Consider the following 20,718-nt stretch of genomic DNA (forward strand, 5'->3'; position numbering starts at 1 on the left):
AAATAGAGAAACTGTCATGAATTATGGTCAGGTTGTCATAATCCAGACATGGAAACGTCACAATAGCTTTTGGCATAAATGAACTTATTAATTTGTCTTATCTTTGATTTGCGTTGGCAATAAAAAACGGCCTGTTTTTTACAGGCCGTTTTTTATACATCAGAGTTTTTTATGCTCAGCATTGCCCCGCCTTGGCATAACGGTAACCGGCGCGTTGTGCTTCGCAAGCATTAGCGAAACTGCGTTTGTCTTTGCCCCTTATTGCGCATACAGGTTTGAATTCTCTGGTGCAGGCCATGTTTGATGGTTTTGTAGGTTTAAGTTGGGGCGGACGCGGCCGATGGGGTTGGTTTGGCTGAATTTGATTGTTGCCCCAGCCGTTATTAGGGCGGCTGCCACATTCGCCTTGCGAGATAACTCTATACCCTTGAGCATTGGCTACACATTGATTTGGTAAGGTTTTACGCACATTATTACGTTGAGCGCAAACTGGTGCGTAAATATAAGGGCATGCGGTTTGTACTGGATGTGGTTTTACAACAGGACGGTTGCTGTTATTACTTTCAACGACACAGCCGGATAGAACGAGTAATGCAGATATCAGACCAAGTTTTTTGAAACTTATCATAATGTAAACACTCTGAATGTTTATTTAGCTAAACTGGTTTGATATTTTGTTCCAGTTTTCACTAAGCGTTGATTTTCTGCAAGACTTGTCAGCTCTGAAAATAGTTTTCTATCAGAACCGAAAAAATGCGATATATTTTCAGAATGAATTTTCTTATGAGGTTTGGCAATAGAAATCGTATGAATGCCGACTTAGAATTTTATAGTTGGCAGGCTTGAAAGCTGTTACCATTTTAACGTCTTGGCGTTATAGCAGGCTGGGTCATTGATGAATGCGGCAAACAGTTAAGCCCTACAAATTGTTATCTGGACTGCTCCTTGGTGCTGTTTTCTATTTCGGGTCGCAGATATCTTTTGCCGAAACAGATGCGCAATTGACGACGCAAACACTGCAGGAAAAAGCGCCTGACATTGAACAAGTTTGTTTGTTGCTGGAGGATTCTGCCACAATCCATCAGCTTCCGTCGGGTTTTTTTGCGCGTTTGATTTGGAAAGAAAGCCGCTTTGATCATTTGGCCGTTAGTCCTGTCGGTGCGCAGGGGATTGCGCAATTTATGCCAGCCACTGCACGCGAGCGAGGCCTCGCCGATCCTTTTGACTATAGTCAGGCGATCCCGGCCTCTGCCGCTTTGCTGGCGGATTTGAAACGGGAGTTTGGCAATTGGGGTTTAGCGGCTGCAGCTTATAATGCGGGTTCCGGCCGGGTGCGTGGCTGGCTTAATCGCGGTGGCTTTTTGCCGCTCGAAACTGAAAGTTATGTGCTCGATATTACCGGTACCTATGCGGATGATTTTATTGGTGCGCCTTCCAAAGAGATGCAACCTTTGGATAAAGAACTGGATTTTTTGAGTGCTTGCAAAAGACTGCCGATTATTGCGACCCGCATGATTGCTCAAGCCAGGATAAAGCCACAACCATGGGGCATTCAGGTTGCAGGTAATTTCAAGCGCGCTGTTGCTGTCGCGCAGTGGGGACGTTTGCGCAAACACTATAAAAACATCATTGGCAGTAAGGAGCCGCATATCAGCCGGCAGCGTTCAGCGATGGGCAGATGGGGGATTTATGCCGTGCGTATTGGCGCTGATAGCCGTGCGGAAGCAGACAATATCTGCAATAAATTACGCGATTCTGGTGGTGGTTGTATTGTGACCCGCAACCGTTAGTGGCAGCATTGTCAATGCATATCTGACAGGATGAAACGATCATCAGCTTTTTATTAGAGCTGATAGTAGAGAATAGCTTTTTATCAATATTGATATTAAGAAATAATATACATGAACAAATGACAATTTTTGTAATTATATTGCACCTTGTATATGCAGTAATACTAAATGATAGGTCGTATGATCTTAAAATCAAAAAATTTGCTTGCCAAATCGCCTTAGTTCGCGCAGTCTTCAATGGTTCGGGCATTTTGCGAACAATGGAAGACAGGAAGAATTGCGTGTCGGAACCGCTATAAGTTCCGAGTCGGACAACCGGCAATGATCAGCTCCTTCCCTTATTTCGAGAACTGCCTGCATGACCCTCCGCCGGGCGTGTGGTGCGTTTGGCGGTCGATAATTCTGCTTTCTCCCATGAGAACGCAGCGCCAGGAAAAGGAACGGATCCAATGGCACAGACCGGTTTGGTCAAGTTTTTTAATAATGAAAAAGGTTTTGGCTTTATCAAACCTGATGATGGCGGCGCAGATATTTTCGTACATATCTCTGCTGTACAGGCATCAGGCTTGGCAGGTCTGACTGACAATCAAAAGGTTTCTTTCGAAACTGAACCTGATCGTCGTGGCAAAGGCCCTAAAGCTGTAAATATTACAGTTACCGAATAATTGAACCAAAGCGGGTGCGTCGGCTTTGGCCGCGCAATTGCTTTTAAGCACTGTCGCAGCCTGATGCTTTATTGATGTGGCTGCGGCGATGCAGATCGTTGTGCTTTTCAAGCTGGCGCGAGACCTGTTTGCGCGCTTATCTGTCAGGTTGTATATTTGGTGATTGCTTGATCAATGATCGTGCTTTTAAATAACGCCGAATATAAAAATACCCCGGTCGATGCCGGGGTTTTTGTTTTTATGATGCTTTTTAGAGCATGTCTCCCAAAAGGGCACCGGTTTTGGGATAAAGACATGCGTAAAAACAAAACGTTAGAGCGAGCACAGTGGATACGATTAAGTGCGACACGCTCTAGATAATCAACAGCGGTTCATTTTTAACCGAGCGGATTGTGAGTGCGGTCCGCACAGAATCCACATTAGGTGTTGAAGTGAGTTCTTCAATAACAAAGGTCTGGAAGGTGTTCAAATCGGGTGCAACACAGTGCAAGAGAAAATCCGATTCACCGGAAACCATCCATGCACGCCGTACAAGCGGCCATAATTTGCTCTTTTCGGCAAAGGCTCTTAAATCGGCATCGGACTGACGATGCAAGCCAACCGAACAGAAAGCAACCAGATCCTGACCCAATGTCGCGCCATTCAAAATTGCGCGATAACCGTTAATGACGCCACTTTCTTCCAATTTGCGAACGCGACGTAAGCAAGGCGGAGCAGAGATACCTACTCTTTCGGCCAGCTCGACATTCGTGATGCGCCCATTATCTTGCAGCTCTCTAAGAATTTTCCAATCAATCTCGTCAAGGTCAGCCTTAATAGGCATTAGTCACTCCGTACGCAATGAAGTTGCGATAATTTGTAATAATAATGTGTGATTCCCAAGAGCAGTAATGCATTATTGCTCTTAGCAAAAATTTCGTGCGGATGTAAATCATTCATTATGGGTGTTGAGGAGCTTGAAACCCGCCATTTATAGCCTAAATAGGGCAGTAATACTGTCTTACTTGACCCAAAAGGCCTTTGTAAACAGGATGAAAACAGTTACCAGTTCCAAACGTCCCGCCAGCATCAGAAAACTTAAGATCCATAATGCGCTGTCACGAACAGTTGAATAGTTGCCGACCGGCCCGATTGTTTCGCCAAGGCCGGGGCCGACATTGGAAAGCGCTGTTAATGCGCCGGTAAAAGCGGTGATAAAATCTAAACCCACACTGGCAAGAAGAACTGCGCCGATCACCAGTGAAGCAATGTAGAGAAATAGATAGAGCAATACGACCTGGGCAATGTCGCCGGTAATTTCTGAATCGCCATAATGCATTTTGATCACCGCATGCGGCATGATCAGACGCGCGAGATTGGCACGGGTCAGGCTGACTAAAATGATCAGGCGGTTCATCTTGATGCCGCCCGATGTGGAGCCGGCACAGCCGCCTAAAAAAGATGCAAGAAAGAAAATGCCGAGTGCCGGAGGCCCCCAAAGCGAATAATCTTCTGTCGCATAGCCGGTGGTGGTGATGACGGAAACAAAATGAAAGGATGCCGATATCAGCGCATCGCCAAAGGGAATATTCTGGCCAACGCGTAAAACTATGGCGAGTGCAAAACTGAAGCTGATGACAATGGCAAAGAACAATTTCACTTGCGGATCGAATAATGTGTTGTTGCTTCGGGGTGTTAAAGCTTTGATGTAGAAAATAAACGGCAGGGCTGAAAGTGCCATAAAGATGGTCGAGACGATCAATAATGCTTTGTTGCCGGCATAAAATCCGAGAGAATTGTCATGAGTGGAAAAACCTGCTGTTGCAACAGTGGTGAGGCCGTGATTGACCGCATCAAACATATTCATGCCTACAGCAAAATAAGCGATAATGCAGGCAGTGGTCATGGTGCCGTAAGCCAGCACGATACCGAGCGCGATCTGGTTCATGCGCGGCAGCACTTTTTCCGATTTGTCGGAATTTTCCATATGAAACAGTGCCAAGCCACCAACGCGCAAAGATGGCAGCATCAAAAGTGCCAAACCGATAAAGCCGATACCCCCGATCCAGCATAGTAATGAGCGCCAAAGCAGAATACCGCGCTGCATTTCATCAAGTTGGGTGAGGGCGGTTGCACCAGTAGACGTTACGCCGGAAATTGCTTCAAAAAATGCGGTGGCGTAAGAAATCGGCAGATGCGAAAAATAAAGTGGTACGGAACCTAAAAAAGCAGCTGTCAGCCAGATACTGGTGGTGAGTAAAAAGCCGAGCCGTGGGGTAAAGCGGATATGCTGCCCTTGTGTTGCCGCCAGCACCATGGTGCAAAAAGCGGCAGTCGCTGCTGAAGAGCGCACAAAAACCAGCCAGTCATCATTATTATCGCGCAGGTCAATAGCTGCCGGCAGTAGCATAGCCACAGCCATGATCAGCCCGAAGCGCGCACAAATATTACTGACTGAACGAAAAATGGCACCTTCTCCGTGGCCGGACATAAGACAAAAGCATGAGCTGTTCTTCTTAGCCGCTGTCGTAATTTCCTGCAATGCGGCGGATGGCGATAAGCATTATGTTTTTTATGCCACAAGCTGTGGCTAAACAGGTCATTGCCGAGCACTTATCTTGCAAATGGTGATGCTGGAACTTACCTTGGACACAATGTCTGGCCAGTTAGCTGCCAACATTGAAAATGATGATTCTGACAAGTCAGTCAAATAGCTGATTGTTGCCCTTAAATTTATGCCCGAGAGGAATTTTTTCATGTCACAGCGTCATGCGCCAGTTATCATTATTGGCTCTGGTCCTGCCGGTTATACGGCGGCCATTTATGCAGCGCGTGCCATGTTAAAACCTTTGATCATCACCGGCATGCAGCAGGGCGGCCAGCTGATGATCACCACGGAAGTGGAAAATTATCCAGGCTATGCCGATCCGGTTCAGGGTCCGTGGATGATGGAGCAGATGGCAAAGCAGGCCGAAAATGTCGGCGCGGAAATTGCTTATGATCTCATCACGGAAGTGAAGATTGATCAGCGTCCATTTCAGCTGATCGGTGATTCAGGCACTGTTTACACTTGCGATGCACTGATTATTGCGACCGGTGCGCAGGCAAAATGGCTTGGTCTGGAAAGTGAACAGACCTTTATGGGGGGCGGCGTATCCGCTTGTGCAACCTGTGACGGTTTCTTCTATCGCGGCCGTGATGTTGTTGTAGTTGGTGGCGGTAATACTGCGGTTGAAGAAGCGCTTTATCTTTCGCATATCGCCAAATCCGTAACCCTTGTTCACCGTCGCGATTTTCTGCGTGGCGAAAAAATCCTGCATGACCGCTTGTTGAAGCGTGACAATGTGAAAGTCATCTGGAACAGTGTTGTTGATGAAATAACGGGCAATGAAGCAAAGCCGCCGGTTGGTGCAACTGTCACAGGTGTGCGTTTGAAGAATGTTCAGACGGGAGAACTGAGCGAACTTGAAACGCATGGTGTGTTTGTTGCGATCGGACATGCTCCGGCGGTGGAGCTATTTGCCGGTAAACTGAAGCAGAAGCCAAATGGCTATTTGTGGACGGCGCCGGATTCAACCGCAACCGATGTTGAGGGCGTGTTTGCAGCCGGTGATGTGGCAGATGATGTCTATCGTCAGGCAGTAACGGCCGCAGGCCTTGGTTGTATGGCAGCTTTGGAAGCAGAACGTTGGCTGGCAGCTCAGGAAACTGTCAACGAAGCAGCCGAATAAAATAAAAAGGGGATACACGTGGTCGCTCCGCTCGACTGGGATAAATTGCGTATTTTCCATGCAGCAGCTGAGGCAGGGTCTTTTACCCACGCCGCACAGACGCTGCATTTGTCGCAATCAGCAATTTCAAGGCAAGTAAGTGCCTTGGAGCAAGATGTCGGTGTGCCGTTATTTCACCGGCATGCGCGCGGTCTTATTCTTACCGAACAGGGTGAGATTTTGTATCGCACGGCACATGATGTGCTGATGAAGCTGGAAAATGTCCGTTCGAAATTGGCTGACAGTAAAGAAAAGCCAAGCGGGCGGTTGCGCGTCACTACGACCGTTGGTCTTGGTACCGGCTGGTTGATGGAGCGTATTCAGGAATTCATCGAACTTTATCCTGATGTGCAATTGCAGCTTATTCTCGACAATGAAGAACTGGATCTGACCATGCGCCATGCGGATTGTGCAATCCGTCTGCGCCAGCCCCAGCAGCCTGATTTAATCCAGCGCCGTTTATTTACGGTGCATATGCATGTTTATGCCTCTGCCGCTTATGTTGCCAAATATGGTAAGCTGAGCTCGCTGGAGCAACTGGATGAACATCGTATTATCACCTTTGGTGAGATGGCACCAAGCTATCTGACCAGCCTTAACTGGCTTGAAATTGCCGGCCGCACCGATGGAAGTGAGCGGGTTTCGGCATTGCAGGTCAACAATCTGCAATCGATCCGTCGTGCGGTCGAGCGTGGTATCGGCATTGGTGTATTGCCCGATTATATGGTCGATAAAGAAGCCGGTTTGGTGCAAATGGTGCCTGATCTGGAAGAAACGCCATCCTTTGATACATTCTTTTGTTATCCGGAAGCATTGAAAAATTCAGCCAAATTGCATGTGTTTCGTGATTTCCTCTTCTCGAAGGCACGCAACTGGGCTTACTGATTGCATGAATGATGCAATGGCTCTTATCCAAAAGGCTTAGTCCCAATCACGGATTAAGCCTTTTTTATTTTGTGAATCTATTAAGGCATTGATATTATTGTATTTTAAAATTCCACTAAAGCTATGTGATTTATGCATGGCTGGGTTGCGATAAGGTCTGTTGTTATTGGCGGCTAATAAGTGCATATAAAGGCCATCTCAGTGATGCGTTTCTCCTCCCATTTGCGCATCATGAGTGTTCCCCTCTGAAGGATTGCTTTTACGCTCCTTCAAAACTTTATAGCCGGACGTTTTGTCCGGCTTTTTTTTGTCTAAATTTCTGATCTGTTTTGTAGTTGTGTTGAGGAATGTAGCCACAAAAAAAGGAGCCGTCAGGCTCCTTTATTATCTAGAATGCAGGCAGAGCTTAACGCAGGCTGGCGCAGAAACGCTGAATGCGCTTGCAGGCTTCTTCAAGCAGGTCTTCCGATGTTGCATAGGAAATACGGAAGTTTGGTCCAAGACCAAACGCCGAACCATGCACGACGGCCACACCTTCTGCTTCAAGCAATTCAGAGACGAAATCTTCGTCAGTTTCAATGACTTTACCGGATTCAGTTTTTTTACCGATCAGGTCAGCGCAGGACGGATAAACGTAGAATGCGCCTTCCGGTGTCGGGCAGGTAATGCCTTTGGCCTGATTGAGCATTGAAACCACCAGATCACGGCGACCCTGGAAGATTGCTTTGTTCTGGGAGATAAAGTCCTGCGGGCCGTTGAGCGCTTCAACAGCTGCCCACTGAGCCACAGAGCAAGCACCGGAGGTCTGCTGACCTTGTACCATATCCATGGCCTTGATCAGCTCCAGCGGGCCTGCGGCATAACCAATACGCCAGCCGGTCATCGCATAGGCTTTCGACACACCATTCATGGTCAGGGTGCGGTCATAGAGTGACGGCTCAACCTGCGCAGGGGTGGTGAATTTGAAATCGCCATAAACGAGATGCTCATACATATCGTCGGTGAGAATCCATACATGCGGATGACGCACCAGCACTTCGGTCAGGCTTTTCAACTCGGCTTCCGTGTAAGCTGCACCGGTTGGGTTGGATGGTGAGTTGAACACCAGCCATTTGGTCTTTGGGGTAATGGCTTTTTCAAGCGCATCAGCAGTCAGCTTGAAATTGTCTTCCATACGGGTGTTGACGAAAACAGGTGTGCCGCCATTCAGCGCTGCCATTTCCGGATAGCTGACCCAGTAAGGGGCAGGGACAATGACTTCGTCGCCCGGATTGAGCGTTGCCATGAATGCATTGAACAGGATCTGCTTACCGCCGGTGCCGACGATGACTTGTTCGGGCGTATAATCAAGGCCGTTTTCGCGTTTGAACTTGCCGACAATTGCTTTGCGCAGCTCGATAATGCCTGCCACAGCGGTGTATTTGGTTTCACCACGGTTGATCGCGTCAATGGCGGCCTGTTTGATATGCACTGGCGTATCAAAATCAGGTTCACCAGCACCAAGACCAATCACATCCTTGCCTTTAGCCTTCAGCTCGCGGGCTTTTTGGCTGACAGCAATCGTTGCTGATGGCTTAACACGGGAAAGGGCGTCGGCAAGAAATGCCATAATCATTCTCCTCAGTGGCAGATGAAAATTATGAAATCGCGCTTTAGCGATTTTATCATTCTGCTATGTCGCATCGGGTAACAAAGCGCAAGAAAAGCTTTGCATTTTGGTACGGAAATTTCGTCACATTTTAATTTCGGCTGGCCGAGGAATGTGAAATTGACAGAATTGCACCTCAGCCGTCGCGCTGACTAATGTTCTACAAAATTGAAGAGCGGGACAAGTGCCGGATAGGTACAAGAAAGTTAGGCGCAAAGAAAAAGGCGGGTTAAAAACCCGCCTTCTTCATGAAACTCACTTGTTGCTTATTAAGCAGCAACGAGATTGTCAGCCGAAGAGCGGCCTGAACGACGATCCTGAACGATTTCGTAAGAAACCTTCTGACCTTCATCAAGGGAGTTGAGGCCAGCGCGCTGAACAGCGGAGATATGAACGAAAACGTCAGTACCGCCCTGATCAGGTTGAATGAAGCCGAAGCCCTTGGTCGTATTAAACCACTTTACAGTTCCCGTAGCCATGGGAAATTCCTTTGCGTAACGTATAGAGTCAAGTCCGTATGGTTTTCACACGTCCCGTGGATCGAAATTATGGATTGGAGATCGTCAGGAAGCGCGAACATGCCGCACGGGTCGCAAAGTCACTCGACCGAAAAATCGATACATGCCTTATACGCTATTATTTAAGAAGGCACAAGCGGGCACAAAGGCGAATAAATTGATGAAAAATCATTGATAAATCAGCAAAATAATAAAGGATTTTAAAGAAAAACCGGCTTTAGTTTAAGCTGATTTTATGGAAACGAACATGGAAAATGCCATGAGCCTTTTATAACATCATCGCCATTAAAAAAGCCGGTGAGGTCATCACCGGCTTTTTTATTGTTACTGTCAAGCAGTGAAGTAATCTTGCAGCGGGCGCACTTTGAGTGAACCGGCTTTCAATGCCGCGATTGCTTCCGCGGCTGATTCTGCACCGGAAATAGTGGTGTAGTAAGGCAGTTTGTGCATCAAAGTTGCGCGACGGATTGATTTGGAATCCGACACGGCGCTGGCACTGTCCGTAGTATTGAAGACCAGATGCACCTGACGATTGCGGATTGCATCTTCAATATGCGGACGACCTTCGATAACCTTGTTGACCTTGGCAGCACTCACACCATGTTCGGCGAGGAAGCGCTGTGTGCCGCCAGTGGCAACAACACTGAAGCCGAGATCGGCAAGCTTTTTGACGGCTGGCAGAATGCGCTCTTTGTCTTCGTCACGAACCGACACAAACACTGTACCTTCACGCGGAAGATCAACACCTGCACCAAGCTGTGCTTTGGCGAAAGCGACTGCGAAGTCGTAATCCAGGCCCATCACTTCACCGGTCGAACGCATTTCAGGTCCGAGAAGCGTGTCGACGCCCGGGAAGCGGGCAAACGGGAACACGGCTTCTTTGACTGCAATATGCGGACGCTTCGACATATCCGGCTCGCCGCCATATGAATCAAGCGCTGATTTCAGGCTTTCACCGGCCATGATGCGGGCTGCAACCTTGGCAATCGGCGTGCCGATGGCTTTAGCCACAAACGGAACGGTACGGGATGCACGCGGGTTGACTTCGAGAACGAAGATCTGACCCTTCTGGATTGCAAACTGGACGTTCATCAGGCCGACAACATTGAGCGCTTTGGCAAGAGCTGCGGTCTGACGCTTCAGTTCTGCAACGATTTCCGGTGTCAAAGTGTGAACCGGCAATGAACAGGCACTGTCGCCGGAGTGAATGCCAGCTTCTTCAATATGCTCCATAATACCGGAAACGTAAGTGTCGGTGCCATCGCACAGGCAATCCACATCCACCTCGATCGCATCAACCAGATAGGTATCGAACAACAGCGGATTTTTGCCCAGCAATGTGTTGATCTGACCGGTTTTATCGTTTGGATATTTAGCCTTGATGTCTTCCGGTACCAGTTCAGGCACAGTGTCGAGCAGGTATGACTGCAGGCCGCGTTCGTCCTGAATGATCTGCATTGCACGGCCGCCAAGCACGTAAGAAGGACGGACAACCAACGGGAAGCCCAGATCACCGGCAATGAGGCGCGCCTGTTCAACCGAATAGGCAATGCCGTTTTTCGGCTGGTTGAGATCGTTTTTGATCAGCAGCTTCTGGAAGCGGTCACGATCTTCTGCAAGGTCAATTGCATCAGGCGATGTGCCCAGAATTGGAATGCCGGCTTTTTCAAGCGCTTCAGCCAGTTTCAGCGGGGTCTGACCACCAAACTGAACGATAACGCCGTGCAATGTGCCGGCTTCCTGCTCAACACGCAGGATTTCAAGCACATCTTCAGCAGTCAGCGGCTCGAAATAGAGGCGGTCTGAAGTGTCATAGTCGGTCGAAACTGTTTCAGGGTTACAGTTGACCATGATGGCTTCATAATCAGCGTCACCCAGTGCAAAAGCGGCATGGCAGCAGCAATAGTCGAATTCGATACCCTGACCGATACGGTTAGGGCCACCGCCAAGAATAACAACTTTCTTACGATCCGAAACGCCAGCTTCCGATGCGGTGCTACCTGCAAACGGAGTTTCATAAGTCGAATACATATAAGCAGTTGGAGACGCGAATTCGGCAGCACATGTATCAATGCGTTTGAAAACCGGATGAACCTTCAACTCGGCGCGCAGCTTGGCGATGTCGCTTGCATCCTGACCGGTGAGGCTGGCCAAACGGGCATCGGAGAAGCCCATAGCTTTCAGCATACGCAGGTTTTCAGCATCCTGCGGTACACCATGTTCGCGCACGCGCTGTTCCATCTGAACGATTTCGGCAATCTGATCGAGGAACCAAGGGTCGATCTTGCTCGCATCATGGATCTGCTCATTGGTTAGGCCCAGACGCATGGATTGTGCGACATGGCGCAGACGATCCGGTGTCGGTGTGCCAATAGCTGCGCGGATGGCGTTCTTTTCGTCGCCGTCTTCAATGCCTGGAATGGAGATTTCGTCAAAACCGGTGAGGCCGGTTTCAAGGCCGCGCAGAGCTTTTTGCAAACTCTCCTGAAAAGTACGGCCGATAGCCATCACTTCACCAACCGATTTCATCGCAGTGGTGAGGATAGGGGATGAGCCCGGGAATTTTTCGAAAGCAAAACGCGGGATTTTGGTGACAACATAGTCAATGCTTGGTTCAAACGAAGCAGGGGTTGCGCCACCGGTAATGTCGTTGTCCAACTCGTCCAGTGTATAGCCGACAGCCAGTTTGGCTGCGACTTTCGCAATCGGGAAGCCGGTTGCTTTGGAAGCAAGAGCCGATGAACGTGACACGCGCGGGTTCATTTCAATGACAATCATACGGCCATTGGCCGGATTGATCGCAAACTGAACGTTGGAACCACCAGTTTCAACACCGATTTCACGTAAGACCGCAATCGATGCATTACGCATGATTTGGTATTCTTTATCGGTCAGCGTCAAGGCCGGTGCCACTGTGATACTGTCACCGGTGTGAACGCCCATCGGATCAACGTTTTCAATCGAGCAGATGATGATGCAGTTGTCCGCTTTATCGCGCACAACTTCCATTTCATATTCTTTCCAGCCGAGAACGGATTCTTCGATCAGCACTTCTGTAGTTGGTGAGGCATCAAGGCCGCCTTCAATAATGTCGAAGAACTCCTGACGGTTGTAGGCAATACCGCCGCCAGTGCCGCCAAGGGTAAAGCTCGGGCGGATAATGGCCGGAAGACCGACAACATCAAGCGCTTGAGCCGCTTTCGATAAAGCGTGACCCATATAGCGCTGTTTGCGGTCGCTTTCACCAAGCTGCCATTCGGTTTCAAGCTTGTCGAGCGCCTGATCAAGTTCATCACCTGAAAAGCTGGCGCGCAGTTCTGCGCGGCGGGCTTCGTGGGCTTTGCGGTCTTCTTCTTTAACTTCTGTCGCATTGGCGAGGAAAGATGTTGGTGTATCCAAACCAATTTTTTGCATGGCTTCACGAAAGAGAGCGCGGTCTTCAGCTTTATCAATCGCTTGCGCGTCGGCACCAATCATCTCTACATTATAGCGTTCAAGGATACCCATGCGACGCAGGGACAAAGCAGTATTGAGTGCTGTCTGGCCACCCATCGTCGGCAACAATGCGTCGGGGCGTTCTTTGGCAATGATTTTTGCCACAACTTCCGGTGTGATCGGCTCGATATAAGTCGCATCTGCCAAATCCGGATCGGTCATGATGGTGGCCGGATTGGAGTTGACGAGGATGATGCGGTAGCCTTCCTCTTTCAGTGCTTTACAAGCTTGCGTACCTGAATAGTCAAATTCACATGCCTGACCGATAACAATAGGTCCGGCACCGATAATAAGGATAGATTTTATATCTGTACGTTTCGGCATGGTGACATCCTATTGTTTGCTTAGCCTGCCAGAAAAGCCCGCACGGATATCCGGCGGGTTGGCGGCAATTTAAATTATTGGGCTAAGCGTGCCTTATAGGCAATGATCGCTTTAAGCGGAACCCTCTAATTTCATTTTTATGGCATTATTTTGCATGTTAGCACCATATTTTTTGCATAGCGGTGTCTGTCAGAGCAGAGGGGCGTGCGAATTTGGCAAATATGCATAAACAGCAGACGTCTTTTGTCAAAGAAAATGTGTTTCTGAATAGAATAAAGAATCTCTGTGTGATTAATAATGGGAAACACAAAATCGGTTCATTCATATTTCTTGTGCGGGAACCCTATGGCCTATGCAATCGTTGAAGATAAAAATGGGCAAGTTACAGCTCAAAATGATCGTTTGGGCCATTTTGTGCTATAAGTTTAAAAGTTAAAGCTGAACAGGGAGTTCGCGCATGCGTTGGCAAGGCCGCAGGCAAAGTGACAATGTGGAAGATCGTCGTGTGAACGGCGATAATGGTTTGGGTGGCGGCCGAGGCGGTTTTGGCGGCGGATTTGGCGGCCCCGGTTTTCGTATCGTGCGCGGCGGCGGTGTGTCCGGCATCGTCATTCTGGTGATTATGTTCTTCGTGTTGAAGGCTGTAGGTGTTGATCCGTGGGCTGTGCTTTTTAATGACGGCTCCATGCCGGCGCAAACCCAGTCACAGCAATCCGGCCGTTCTGTTGCCCAAGGCGGACAGGTGCAAAATGATGAAATGACACAGTTTGTCCGCACCATTCTGGCCGAAACCGAAGATACATGGAGCGGTATTTTTCAGTCACAGGGCGCACAATATCCGGCACCCTCGCTGGTTTTGTTTAAGGACCGCGTGAGCTCTGCCTGTGGTACTGCGTCATCGGCTTCGGGGCCGTTTTATTGTCCGGGCGACAAGAAGGTTTATATTGATCTGACTTTCTATGATGAATTGGCCAATCGTTTCCGTGCATCGGGTAATTTTGCGCAAGCCTATGTTTTGGCGCATGAAGTCGGACATCATGTGCAGAATTTGCTGGGTATTTTGCCAAAATTCAATCAGATGCGTCAGAATATGAGCGAAGTCGAAGCCAATAGAATGTCGGTTCGTGTTGAGTTGCAGGCCGATTGCTTTGCCGGTATCTGGGGCTATTACACTGAACAAAAGGGTTTGCTTGAAAGCGGTGATCTGGAAGATGCGCTGAATGCCGCCCACCAGATTGGCGATGATACCTTGCAGAAGCGCTCACAGGGCTATGTGGTGCCGGATAGTTTCAATCACGGCACATCCGAACAACGTGCAAAATGGTTCAAACGGGGTTTTGAAACCGGCAAGCTTGATGCCTGCGATACATTCAGTGGCGCGATTTAACAACGCTTCAGTTGATATGAAAAAGGCCGGACATGGTGTCCGGCTTTTTTTATTGTCTTGAATTTTACAGGCTTTAAGCTGCGTCGCGTTCTGGAAGTAAAACTTCTCCGCGCTTGGCACGAATCAAGTTGATAAAACGACGGAAGAGGTAATGTGAGTCTTCCGGGCCAGGTGCTGCTTCCGGGTGGTGCTGCACGGAGAAGACCGGCTTGCCGATAACCTGCAAGCCACTGTTTGAACCGTCAAACAGCGAAACATGGGTTTCTTCGACATTGTCAGGCAAGCTGTCTGAATCCACTGCAAAGCCGTGGTTCATCGAAACGATTTCAACCTTGCCGGTGGTGTAGTCTTTAACCGGATGGTTGGCACCGTGATGACCCTGATGCATCTTTTGCGTGTTGCCGCCCAGTGCACGTGCCAGCATCTGGTGACCAAGGCAAATACCAAACAGAGGAATATCGCTTTCAATCAGTTTCTGAATGGTTGGAACCGCATATTCGCCCGTTGCTGCCGGATCGCCGGGGCCGTTGGACAGGAAAATACCATCCGGCTGATAGGCCAAAATATCTTCAGCCGAAGTGGTGGCTGGAACGATGGTGATTTTTGCACCAAGGCCTGCCAGAATGCGCAGGATGTTGCGCTTTACACCGTAGTCGACAGCAACAATGTGGTATTTCGGTTCGCTCAATTCGCCGTAGCCCTGATTCCAAACCCAAGGTGCTTGTGTCCAGACCGAAGACTGGCCGCTGGTGACTTCTTTGGCCAGATCCAGACCTTCAAGACCGGCCCAGCTTTTCGCACGGGTTTTCAGTGCTTCAATGTCGAAATTGCCATTTGGATCATGCGCGATCACTGCGTTCTGTGCGCCATTTTCGCGGATAAGCGCTGTGAGAGCACGGGTATCAACGCCGTAAATGCCGATGATGCCGCGGGTTTTCAACCAAGGATCAAGTTCCTGTCCGGCGCGGTAGTTGGAAGCAATCGTTGCAGGTGCTTTAAATACGACACCGACAGCACCGGCATGATTGGCTGGTGTCAAATCTTCAACATCTTCATCATTGGCACCAACATTGCCAACGTGTGGGAAGGTGAAGGTAACAATCTGACCTGCATAAGACGGGTCAGTGAGGATTTCCTGATATCCGGTCAAGGCCGTATTAAAGCAAACTTCTGCTTCAACTGCTCCGGTTGCACCCGCGCCCATACCTTCGATGACAGTGCCATCGGCAAGAACGAGTACAGCGGTTGGCTTGGTCTTGGACCAGGGTGCAGTTGTGTGTGTGGTATTTGTCATTTGAGGCACTCCTGATCGGGCTGATGTTAAAGCGTTGCACAGCGTGACTTGAAACAAAACCGGTTTCTCGCCATATGACACACGTAAAGACGTCGGGATATGATGCTCCCGCCGTTGTGCATAGTCAAAGTTCTCTGCTAAGCCTTGGGCAATAGAGAAACACGACGCATCGGTCAATGACTGTCACGCAATCCTTGCAAAATAATTTGCAATTATGGCAGTTTTAATAGTACTGACCGTCGGTTTTTATGAATAATGCACAAATTCCTTTGAATTTTATGACCGTCAGGAGAGACGAAGATGTTGCGCCAGCAGATTACTGAGGCACTGAACAATGCTTTGAAAGCACAGGAAAAACGCCGTGTTTCTACACTGCGTTTGGTTATGGCCGCCGTTCAGGACCGCGATATAGCCAATCGTTCAGCTGGCAAGGATCCGGTCGGCGATGAAGAGCTTTTGACCATTTTGGCGAAAATGATCAAGCAGCGTGAAGATTCCTCCAAAATTTATATAGAAGGGAATCGCCCGGAGCTGGCGCAAAACGAGCAGGAAGAAATCGAAATCATTCGTGATTTTCTGCCGCAGCAATTATCAGCTGACGAAGTGAAGGCGATTTGTGCTGATATTATCAAGGAAATTGATGCACAGGGATTGCGCGATATGGGCAAGATCATGGCGGTGCTGAAAGAGCGCTATACCGGCCAGATGGATTTTGCTTTGGCCAGCAGTTTCGTTAAAGAACTGCTATCGTAAGATAGAAGCTCTGAAGCGAAACTGCGACCACTAAAATGTAGCTTCGTCAAAGAACGTCTGTGCTGAGACTATGTTTTGAAACGACACTGCGATAACTAAAAATGTAGCTTCGTTAAGGAACTTTTAGCGTCAGACATAAGCCCTGCAAGAATATCAAAAGCCGCGCTTTAAAAATGAAGCGCGGCTTTTTTAATGGTCAGGCATTTTCAGAGGTTGGATTTTTCGGCAGCTTACGTAACCGCGTGCCGCCAAGCTGACCTTCTTCTTCCAGCACCGGATAGGCAAGCGCTGCCAATAGCGAGTTGATTTGTTTCAAATCGCGAATTGTATCCAGATGAATAGTACTGCTTTCAATGCTGCGCGGAGAGCCGGCGCGAAGACGGGCAAAATGCTGACGCGTGGTTTCGCGCTCTAATTCACGCAAACGGTCTTTCTGCTGCACCAATTGACGCGCCGTATTGCTGTCACGCGAGAGCAGCACGTTGAAAGCAAGATGCGCATTGGAGAGAACCACATCGTGAAACTCGACAATTTCTTTCCAGCCTTCTTCAGTGAAGTTCAGATTTTGATCAAGTTTCTTCTGTACATGCACCAGCATATTGCGCACGATAATGTCACCCACCTGTTCCAGCTTGATGCAGGCTTCGAGCAATTCCTGCATCCGGGCTGCTTCGGTTTGGTTGAGTTTTTGTGTGGCAAGCTGGGTCAGGTAAAGTTTGACCGCCATATGCCGTTTATCGACACGGTCATCAAGGGCGGCCAGTTCATCAATACGGGTTTGGTCAGGCTTTTCAAAAACATCAATTATGCGCTGAAGCATGACTTCCACGGTTTCACAAACGCTTAAAACTTCGCGCGTCGCATTGGCCAGTGCTTGTGCTGGATGTTTTAAGGCACCTTTATCCAGCGCGCTATATTGTTCAAGCTCTGCCGGAGATTGAGGGCCGTATTTATGCGCATTGATTTGTACCAATGCTTTGGTAGTGCGCAGCACCAGACCGGAAAGTGGAATGCCGGCAATCAGAATGATGACGTTAAAGACAATATGGGCGTTGATGACTTGCGAGGCAGAATCATGACCAAGAAGCGTTAAATCAGGGTTGAAAGTCTCAACCAAAATCAACATCACCAGCGAGCCTGCACCACGCATTAGCAGATTGCCGAGCGGTACAATGCGGTTTTCCGGTGAAGCATTACGGGTGAGAATTGGCGCAATAACAGATGAACCCAGATTGACGCCCAGCACCATAACGACTGCAAGATTGGCATCAATCAACCCGCGTGAGGCAAAGCTGACCAGCAGGATGATGGCGGCAACGCTGGAATGAAACAGCCACGTCATCAATGCTGCCAGCAAATAAGCAGTGATCGGATCACCTTTCAGATAATTGACGATCACCGGCAATAACTGGCTGTCACGCAAAGGTTCGGTTGCGTGCGAGGTCATTTCCAGTGACAGGATCAGTAACGCAATACCAACGCAGATGCGACCAATCTGGCGCCATTGATGGCGCTCTGTGGTCATGGAAATGGCAGTACCTGCAACGAGCAGAAGCGGCACCATCAAGGTCAGGTCAAAGGTCAGGATTTTGACAACCAGCGCCGAGCCAAGCTCGCCGCCGCGCACGGCCATGAGTCCTGCAAGGCCAGAGACAAAGCCGGAGCCGACAAAAGAACCGACCAGCAATGTGACGGCGGTGGAGCTTTGCAACGCTATGGCAAGACCGGTGCCGAAAGCGACGGCCAGCAACGGATTTTGCATGCGGTTGCGCAAACCACGGCGCAATTGTTCGCCAAAGGCTTCTTCAACACCGGTGCGCACCATGCGGGTTGCCCATAATAGCAAAGCTACTGCACCAGCCAAATTTAAAAGGACAACGGAGCCGCTCAATGAATTTTACCCCTCCGTTGGTTTTGAAACAATGTGAATGGGCCAGAAAAGTGTGACGTGCGTATGATTATATTAAATTTTATCACGCTTTAAGTCCTAAGCTTAAGTCTCACAATATAGAATTAAAATATGGATAATCCAACCATTGATACATCAGAGTTTTATCATGGTTCTGGCACGCAAAATAAGTTTTGCACAGGGTTAAGCACTAAATGATAAATGTCGTGTGACAGAGCTTTGGATTTGAGCGACCTTAGCTCTATATATGTGATATTCTGATTTTCCGGATGAAGGTTCAAATTTCCGGCTCTGAATTGCTGTGCGCATGATTGCTGCATGCTCTTTCATGGCTACGGATTTACGAGAAGTGGTTTTTATATATGCGTTTTCCGCCGTCTTTCCTTGATGAGATCAGAGACCGCGTTCCGATCTCAACATTGATTGGAACGCGCGTTCCCTTTGATCGCAAAAAAAGCAATCCGTCACGCGGCGATTTTTGGGGTTGTTGTCCGTTTCATGGGGAAAACACCCCAAGCTTCCACTGCGAAGATCGTAAAGGTCGCTATCATTGTTTTGGTTGCGGGGTCAGCGGTGATCATTTTAACTTTCTGACCGAACTGGAAGGGTTGAAATTTCCCGAAGCGGTAGAGCGTGTAGCCGACATGGCTGGCGTGCCGATGCCGGCACGTGATCCGGAGATGGAACAACGCGAGGCGCAGCGTTCGACGCTTTTTGACGTGATGGATTTAGCCGCTTCTTATTTTGAGGCGCAGTTGCAGGCAGCCAATGGTGCCAAAGCGCGCGCTTATTTGCGTGATCGCGGGCTTTCAGCCACCACACAGCAGACATTCCGTATCGGTTATGCGCCCGACAGCCGCAATGCACTGAAAGAATTTTTAGCTTCCAAAGGTGTGTCGAAAGAACAGATGGAAGCGTGCGGCATGGTGGTGGCGGGGCCTGACATTCCGGTGTCCTATGACCGTTTTCGTGATCGCATCATGTTTCCGATTGAAGATTTGCGCGGCCGTATTATTGCTTTTGGCGGCCGTGCCATGTCGTCTGATGCGCCCGCCAAATATCTGAATTCGCCGGAAACTGAATTATTCCATAAAGGCCGTGTGCTTTATAATGGTTTGCGCGCACGTAAAGCCTCGCAGCCGCAAGGCGGTCAGCCAGCCAAACCGGTTATAGTGGTGGAAGGCTATATGGATGTGATTGCCTTGGCGCAGGCTGGCATCGGGCAAGCGGTCGCACCTCTGGGTACGGCTTTGACCGAAGATCAGCTCAATTTGTTATGGCGGATGAATCCTGAACCGATTTTGTGTTTTGACGGCGATCAGGCCGGCTTACGTGCGGCCAATCGTGTGGTGGATCTGGCGCTACCGGTGCTTAAACCCGGTCGCTCGCTGCATTTTGCCTTGTTGGCAGAGGGCAAAGACCCTGATGATCTGGTGAAGGCAGAAGGGGCACAGGGGTTTCGTGCCGTGCTTCAGGAGGCTAAGCCGCTTGCCGATATGCTCTGGATGCGTGAAACGATGGGCGGTACATTCGACACGCCTGAAAGGCGCGCCGAGTTGGAAGCGCGTTTGCGTGAAATTACCCAAAAAATTGCCGATGAGGATATTCGTCGCCATTACGGGCAGGAAATGCGCGACCGGGCGCAGCAGTTCTTTGGCCGTGGCCGCAAGACATCCGGCTGGAATAAAAATAAAGGCGGCAATGGCAAAGGCAATTATCAGTTCGGGCAATTTGGACAACGTGGTGGAGGTTCAGCTCGTCTGACTATTTCGGATAGTCTTGCACGTTCAACGCTGGTAAAGGGCGGACGCACAGGCAGTGGTTCGATTGCGCCGCCTTTGCGCGAAACTGCTATTTTGATGACGCTCATCAATCATCCGCGTTTGGTGGAAGAAGACTTTGAAGCCATGGCTGCGCTTGATCTGGAACATGAGCAGTTGCGCAATTTGCATCTGGCGATGCTGGATGTGCTGGCTCTTTCGCGCGTTGAAGACGGTATTGCCATGCATCAGGCTTTGGCCAAAGCCGGGCATGGGGAAGAACTGGCGCAGCTTGACCAGATTGTGCGTCGTGCGCGGCTTTGGCCAGCTACTACAAGAGCTGCGGAAGATGATGCCCGCGAAGCATTAAAACAGGCTCTTCACTTGCATCAGCGTGCACGCACACTACATAAGGAATTGCGTGCAGTTGAGGCAGCCCTTGAAACGGCAATGGCGAATGACGAAACCGGAGAAGTCTTTGGACGTTTGCTCGAAATTCAAAATGAAATTCGCAAAGCTGATGCCACTGAAGCACTGATTG

At 49.2% G+C, this 20,718-nt stretch carries 14 protein-coding genes and 1 pseudogene; 7 read left to right on the plus strand and 8 right to left on the minus strand.

Going from position 1 to position 20,718, the window contains the following annotated elements; all coding sequences use genetic code 11:
• Window positions 1–175 precede the first annotated feature (175 nt).
• Window positions 176–628: a Kazal-type serine protease inhibitor domain-containing protein gene (locus tag ACI0FR_RS08870; protein ID WP_374831632.1), complete on the minus strand. Its 453-nt coding sequence runs from the start codon at window positions 626–628 to the stop codon at window positions 176–178.
• Between the two features lie 271 nt (window positions 629–899).
• Between ACI0FR_RS08870 and ACI0FR_RS08875 the strand changes: the two genes are divergently transcribed.
• Together ACI0FR_RS08875 and ACI0FR_RS08880 are read left to right on the plus strand one after the other, a co-directional pair.
• Window positions 900–1,790, plus strand: a complete 891-nt coding sequence (locus ACI0FR_RS08875; RefSeq protein WP_404909690.1) for a transglycosylase SLT domain-containing protein — start codon at window positions 900–902, stop codon at window positions 1,788–1,790.
• 449 nt (window positions 1,791–2,239) lie between these two features.
• On the plus strand, window positions 2,240–2,455 hold the full coding sequence (locus ACI0FR_RS08880) for a cold-shock protein (protein ID WP_374831636.1): 216 nt from the start codon (window positions 2,240–2,242) through the stop codon (window positions 2,453–2,455).
• Between the two features lie 352 nt (window positions 2,456–2,807).
• Here ACI0FR_RS08880 and ACI0FR_RS08885 read toward each other — a convergent pair whose 3' ends face one another.
• Together ACI0FR_RS08885 and ACI0FR_RS08890 are read right to left on the minus strand one after the other, a co-directional pair.
• Window positions 2,808–3,278, minus strand: coding sequence for an Lrp/AsnC family transcriptional regulator (locus ACI0FR_RS08885; protein ID WP_374831638.1), 471 nt, complete (start codon window positions 3,276–3,278; stop codon window positions 2,808–2,810).
• 177 nt (window positions 3,279–3,455) lie between these two features.
• A complete protein-coding gene (locus tag ACI0FR_RS08890) occupies window positions 3,456–4,856 on the minus strand; it encodes a TrkH family potassium uptake protein (RefSeq protein ID WP_374831855.1) in 1,401 nt (466 codons plus the stop codon).
• 334 nt (window positions 4,857–5,190) lie between these two features.
• Between ACI0FR_RS08890 and trxB the strand changes: the two genes are divergently transcribed.
• Window positions 5,191–6,165, plus strand: coding sequence for a thioredoxin-disulfide reductase (gene trxB / locus ACI0FR_RS08895; RefSeq protein WP_374831640.1), 975 nt, complete (start codon window positions 5,191–5,193; stop codon window positions 6,163–6,165).
• Between the two features lie 18 nt (window positions 6,166–6,183).
• Entirely contained in the window at window positions 6,184–7,089 is a 906-nt protein-coding gene (locus ACI0FR_RS08900; protein ID WP_374831642.1) for a LysR family transcriptional regulator, read from the plus strand.
• A gap of 406 nt (window positions 7,090–7,495) precedes the next feature.
• Here ACI0FR_RS08900 and ACI0FR_RS08905 read toward each other — a convergent pair whose 3' ends face one another.
• The 3 genes from ACI0FR_RS08905 to carB all read right to left on the minus strand — a co-directional run bounded on the left by ACI0FR_RS08905 (window position 7,496) and on the right by carB (window position 13,074).
• Complete coding sequence (locus ACI0FR_RS08905) at window positions 7,496–8,698, minus strand: pyridoxal phosphate-dependent aminotransferase (protein ID WP_374831644.1); 1,203 nt, start codon at window positions 8,696–8,698, stop codon at window positions 7,496–7,498.
• Between the two features lie 308 nt (window positions 8,699–9,006).
• Window positions 9,007–9,216, minus strand: a complete 210-nt coding sequence (locus tag ACI0FR_RS08910) for a cold-shock protein (RefSeq protein WP_374831646.1) — start codon at window positions 9,214–9,216, stop codon at window positions 9,007–9,009.
• Window positions 9,217–9,585: 369 nt separating this feature from the next.
• A complete protein-coding gene (gene carB / locus ACI0FR_RS08915; RefSeq protein ID WP_374831648.1) occupies window positions 9,586–13,074 on the minus strand; it encodes a carbamoyl-phosphate synthase large subunit in 3,489 nt (1,162 codons plus the stop codon).
• 457 nt (window positions 13,075–13,531) lie between these two features.
• On the opposite strand from carB, the gene ypfJ reads away from it, so the two are divergent.
• Complete coding sequence (gene ypfJ / locus ACI0FR_RS08920) at window positions 13,532–14,461, plus strand: KPN_02809 family neutral zinc metallopeptidase (protein WP_374831650.1); 930 nt, start codon at window positions 13,532–13,534, stop codon at window positions 14,459–14,461.
• 73 nt (window positions 14,462–14,534) lie between these two features.
• Here ypfJ and carA read toward each other — a convergent pair whose 3' ends face one another.
• Window positions 14,535–15,755 (minus strand): glutamine-hydrolyzing carbamoyl-phosphate synthase small subunit, encoded by a 1,221-nt coding sequence (carA, locus tag ACI0FR_RS08925; RefSeq protein WP_404906085.1) that lies wholly within the window; start codon window positions 15,753–15,755, stop codon window positions 14,535–14,537.
• Window positions 15,756–16,055: 300 nt separating this feature from the next.
• Here carA and ACI0FR_RS08930 point away from each other — a divergent pair, with 300 nt between their 5' ends.
• The gene (locus tag ACI0FR_RS08930; RefSeq protein ID WP_374831654.1) at window positions 16,056–16,508 is read left to right on the plus strand and encodes a GatB/YqeY domain-containing protein; all 453 of its coding nucleotides are present in this window, start codon (window positions 16,056–16,058) and stop codon (window positions 16,506–16,508) included.
• A 196-nt stretch (window positions 16,509–16,704) separates the two neighbouring features.
• Here the strand turns inward: ACI0FR_RS08930 and ACI0FR_RS08935 are convergent, their stop codons facing one another.
• Window positions 16,705–18,399 (minus strand): Na/Pi cotransporter family protein, encoded by a 1,695-nt coding sequence (locus ACI0FR_RS08935; protein ID WP_374831656.1) that lies wholly within the window; start codon window positions 18,397–18,399, stop codon window positions 16,705–16,707.
• A 380-nt stretch (window positions 18,400–18,779) separates the two neighbouring features.
• On the opposite strand from ACI0FR_RS08935, the pseudogene dnaG reads away from it, so the two are divergent.
• Window positions 18,780–20,085 (plus strand): annotated as a pseudogene (gene dnaG, locus ACI0FR_RS08940) (DNA primase); the annotation flags it as partial.
• Window positions 20,086–20,718: the final 633 nt, after the last annotated feature.

Source organism: Paenochrobactrum sp. BZR 201-1 (assembly GCF_044987585.2).
Taxonomy (GTDB): Bacteria; Pseudomonadota; Alphaproteobacteria; order Rhizobiales; family Rhizobiaceae; genus Paenochrobactrum; species Paenochrobactrum pullorum.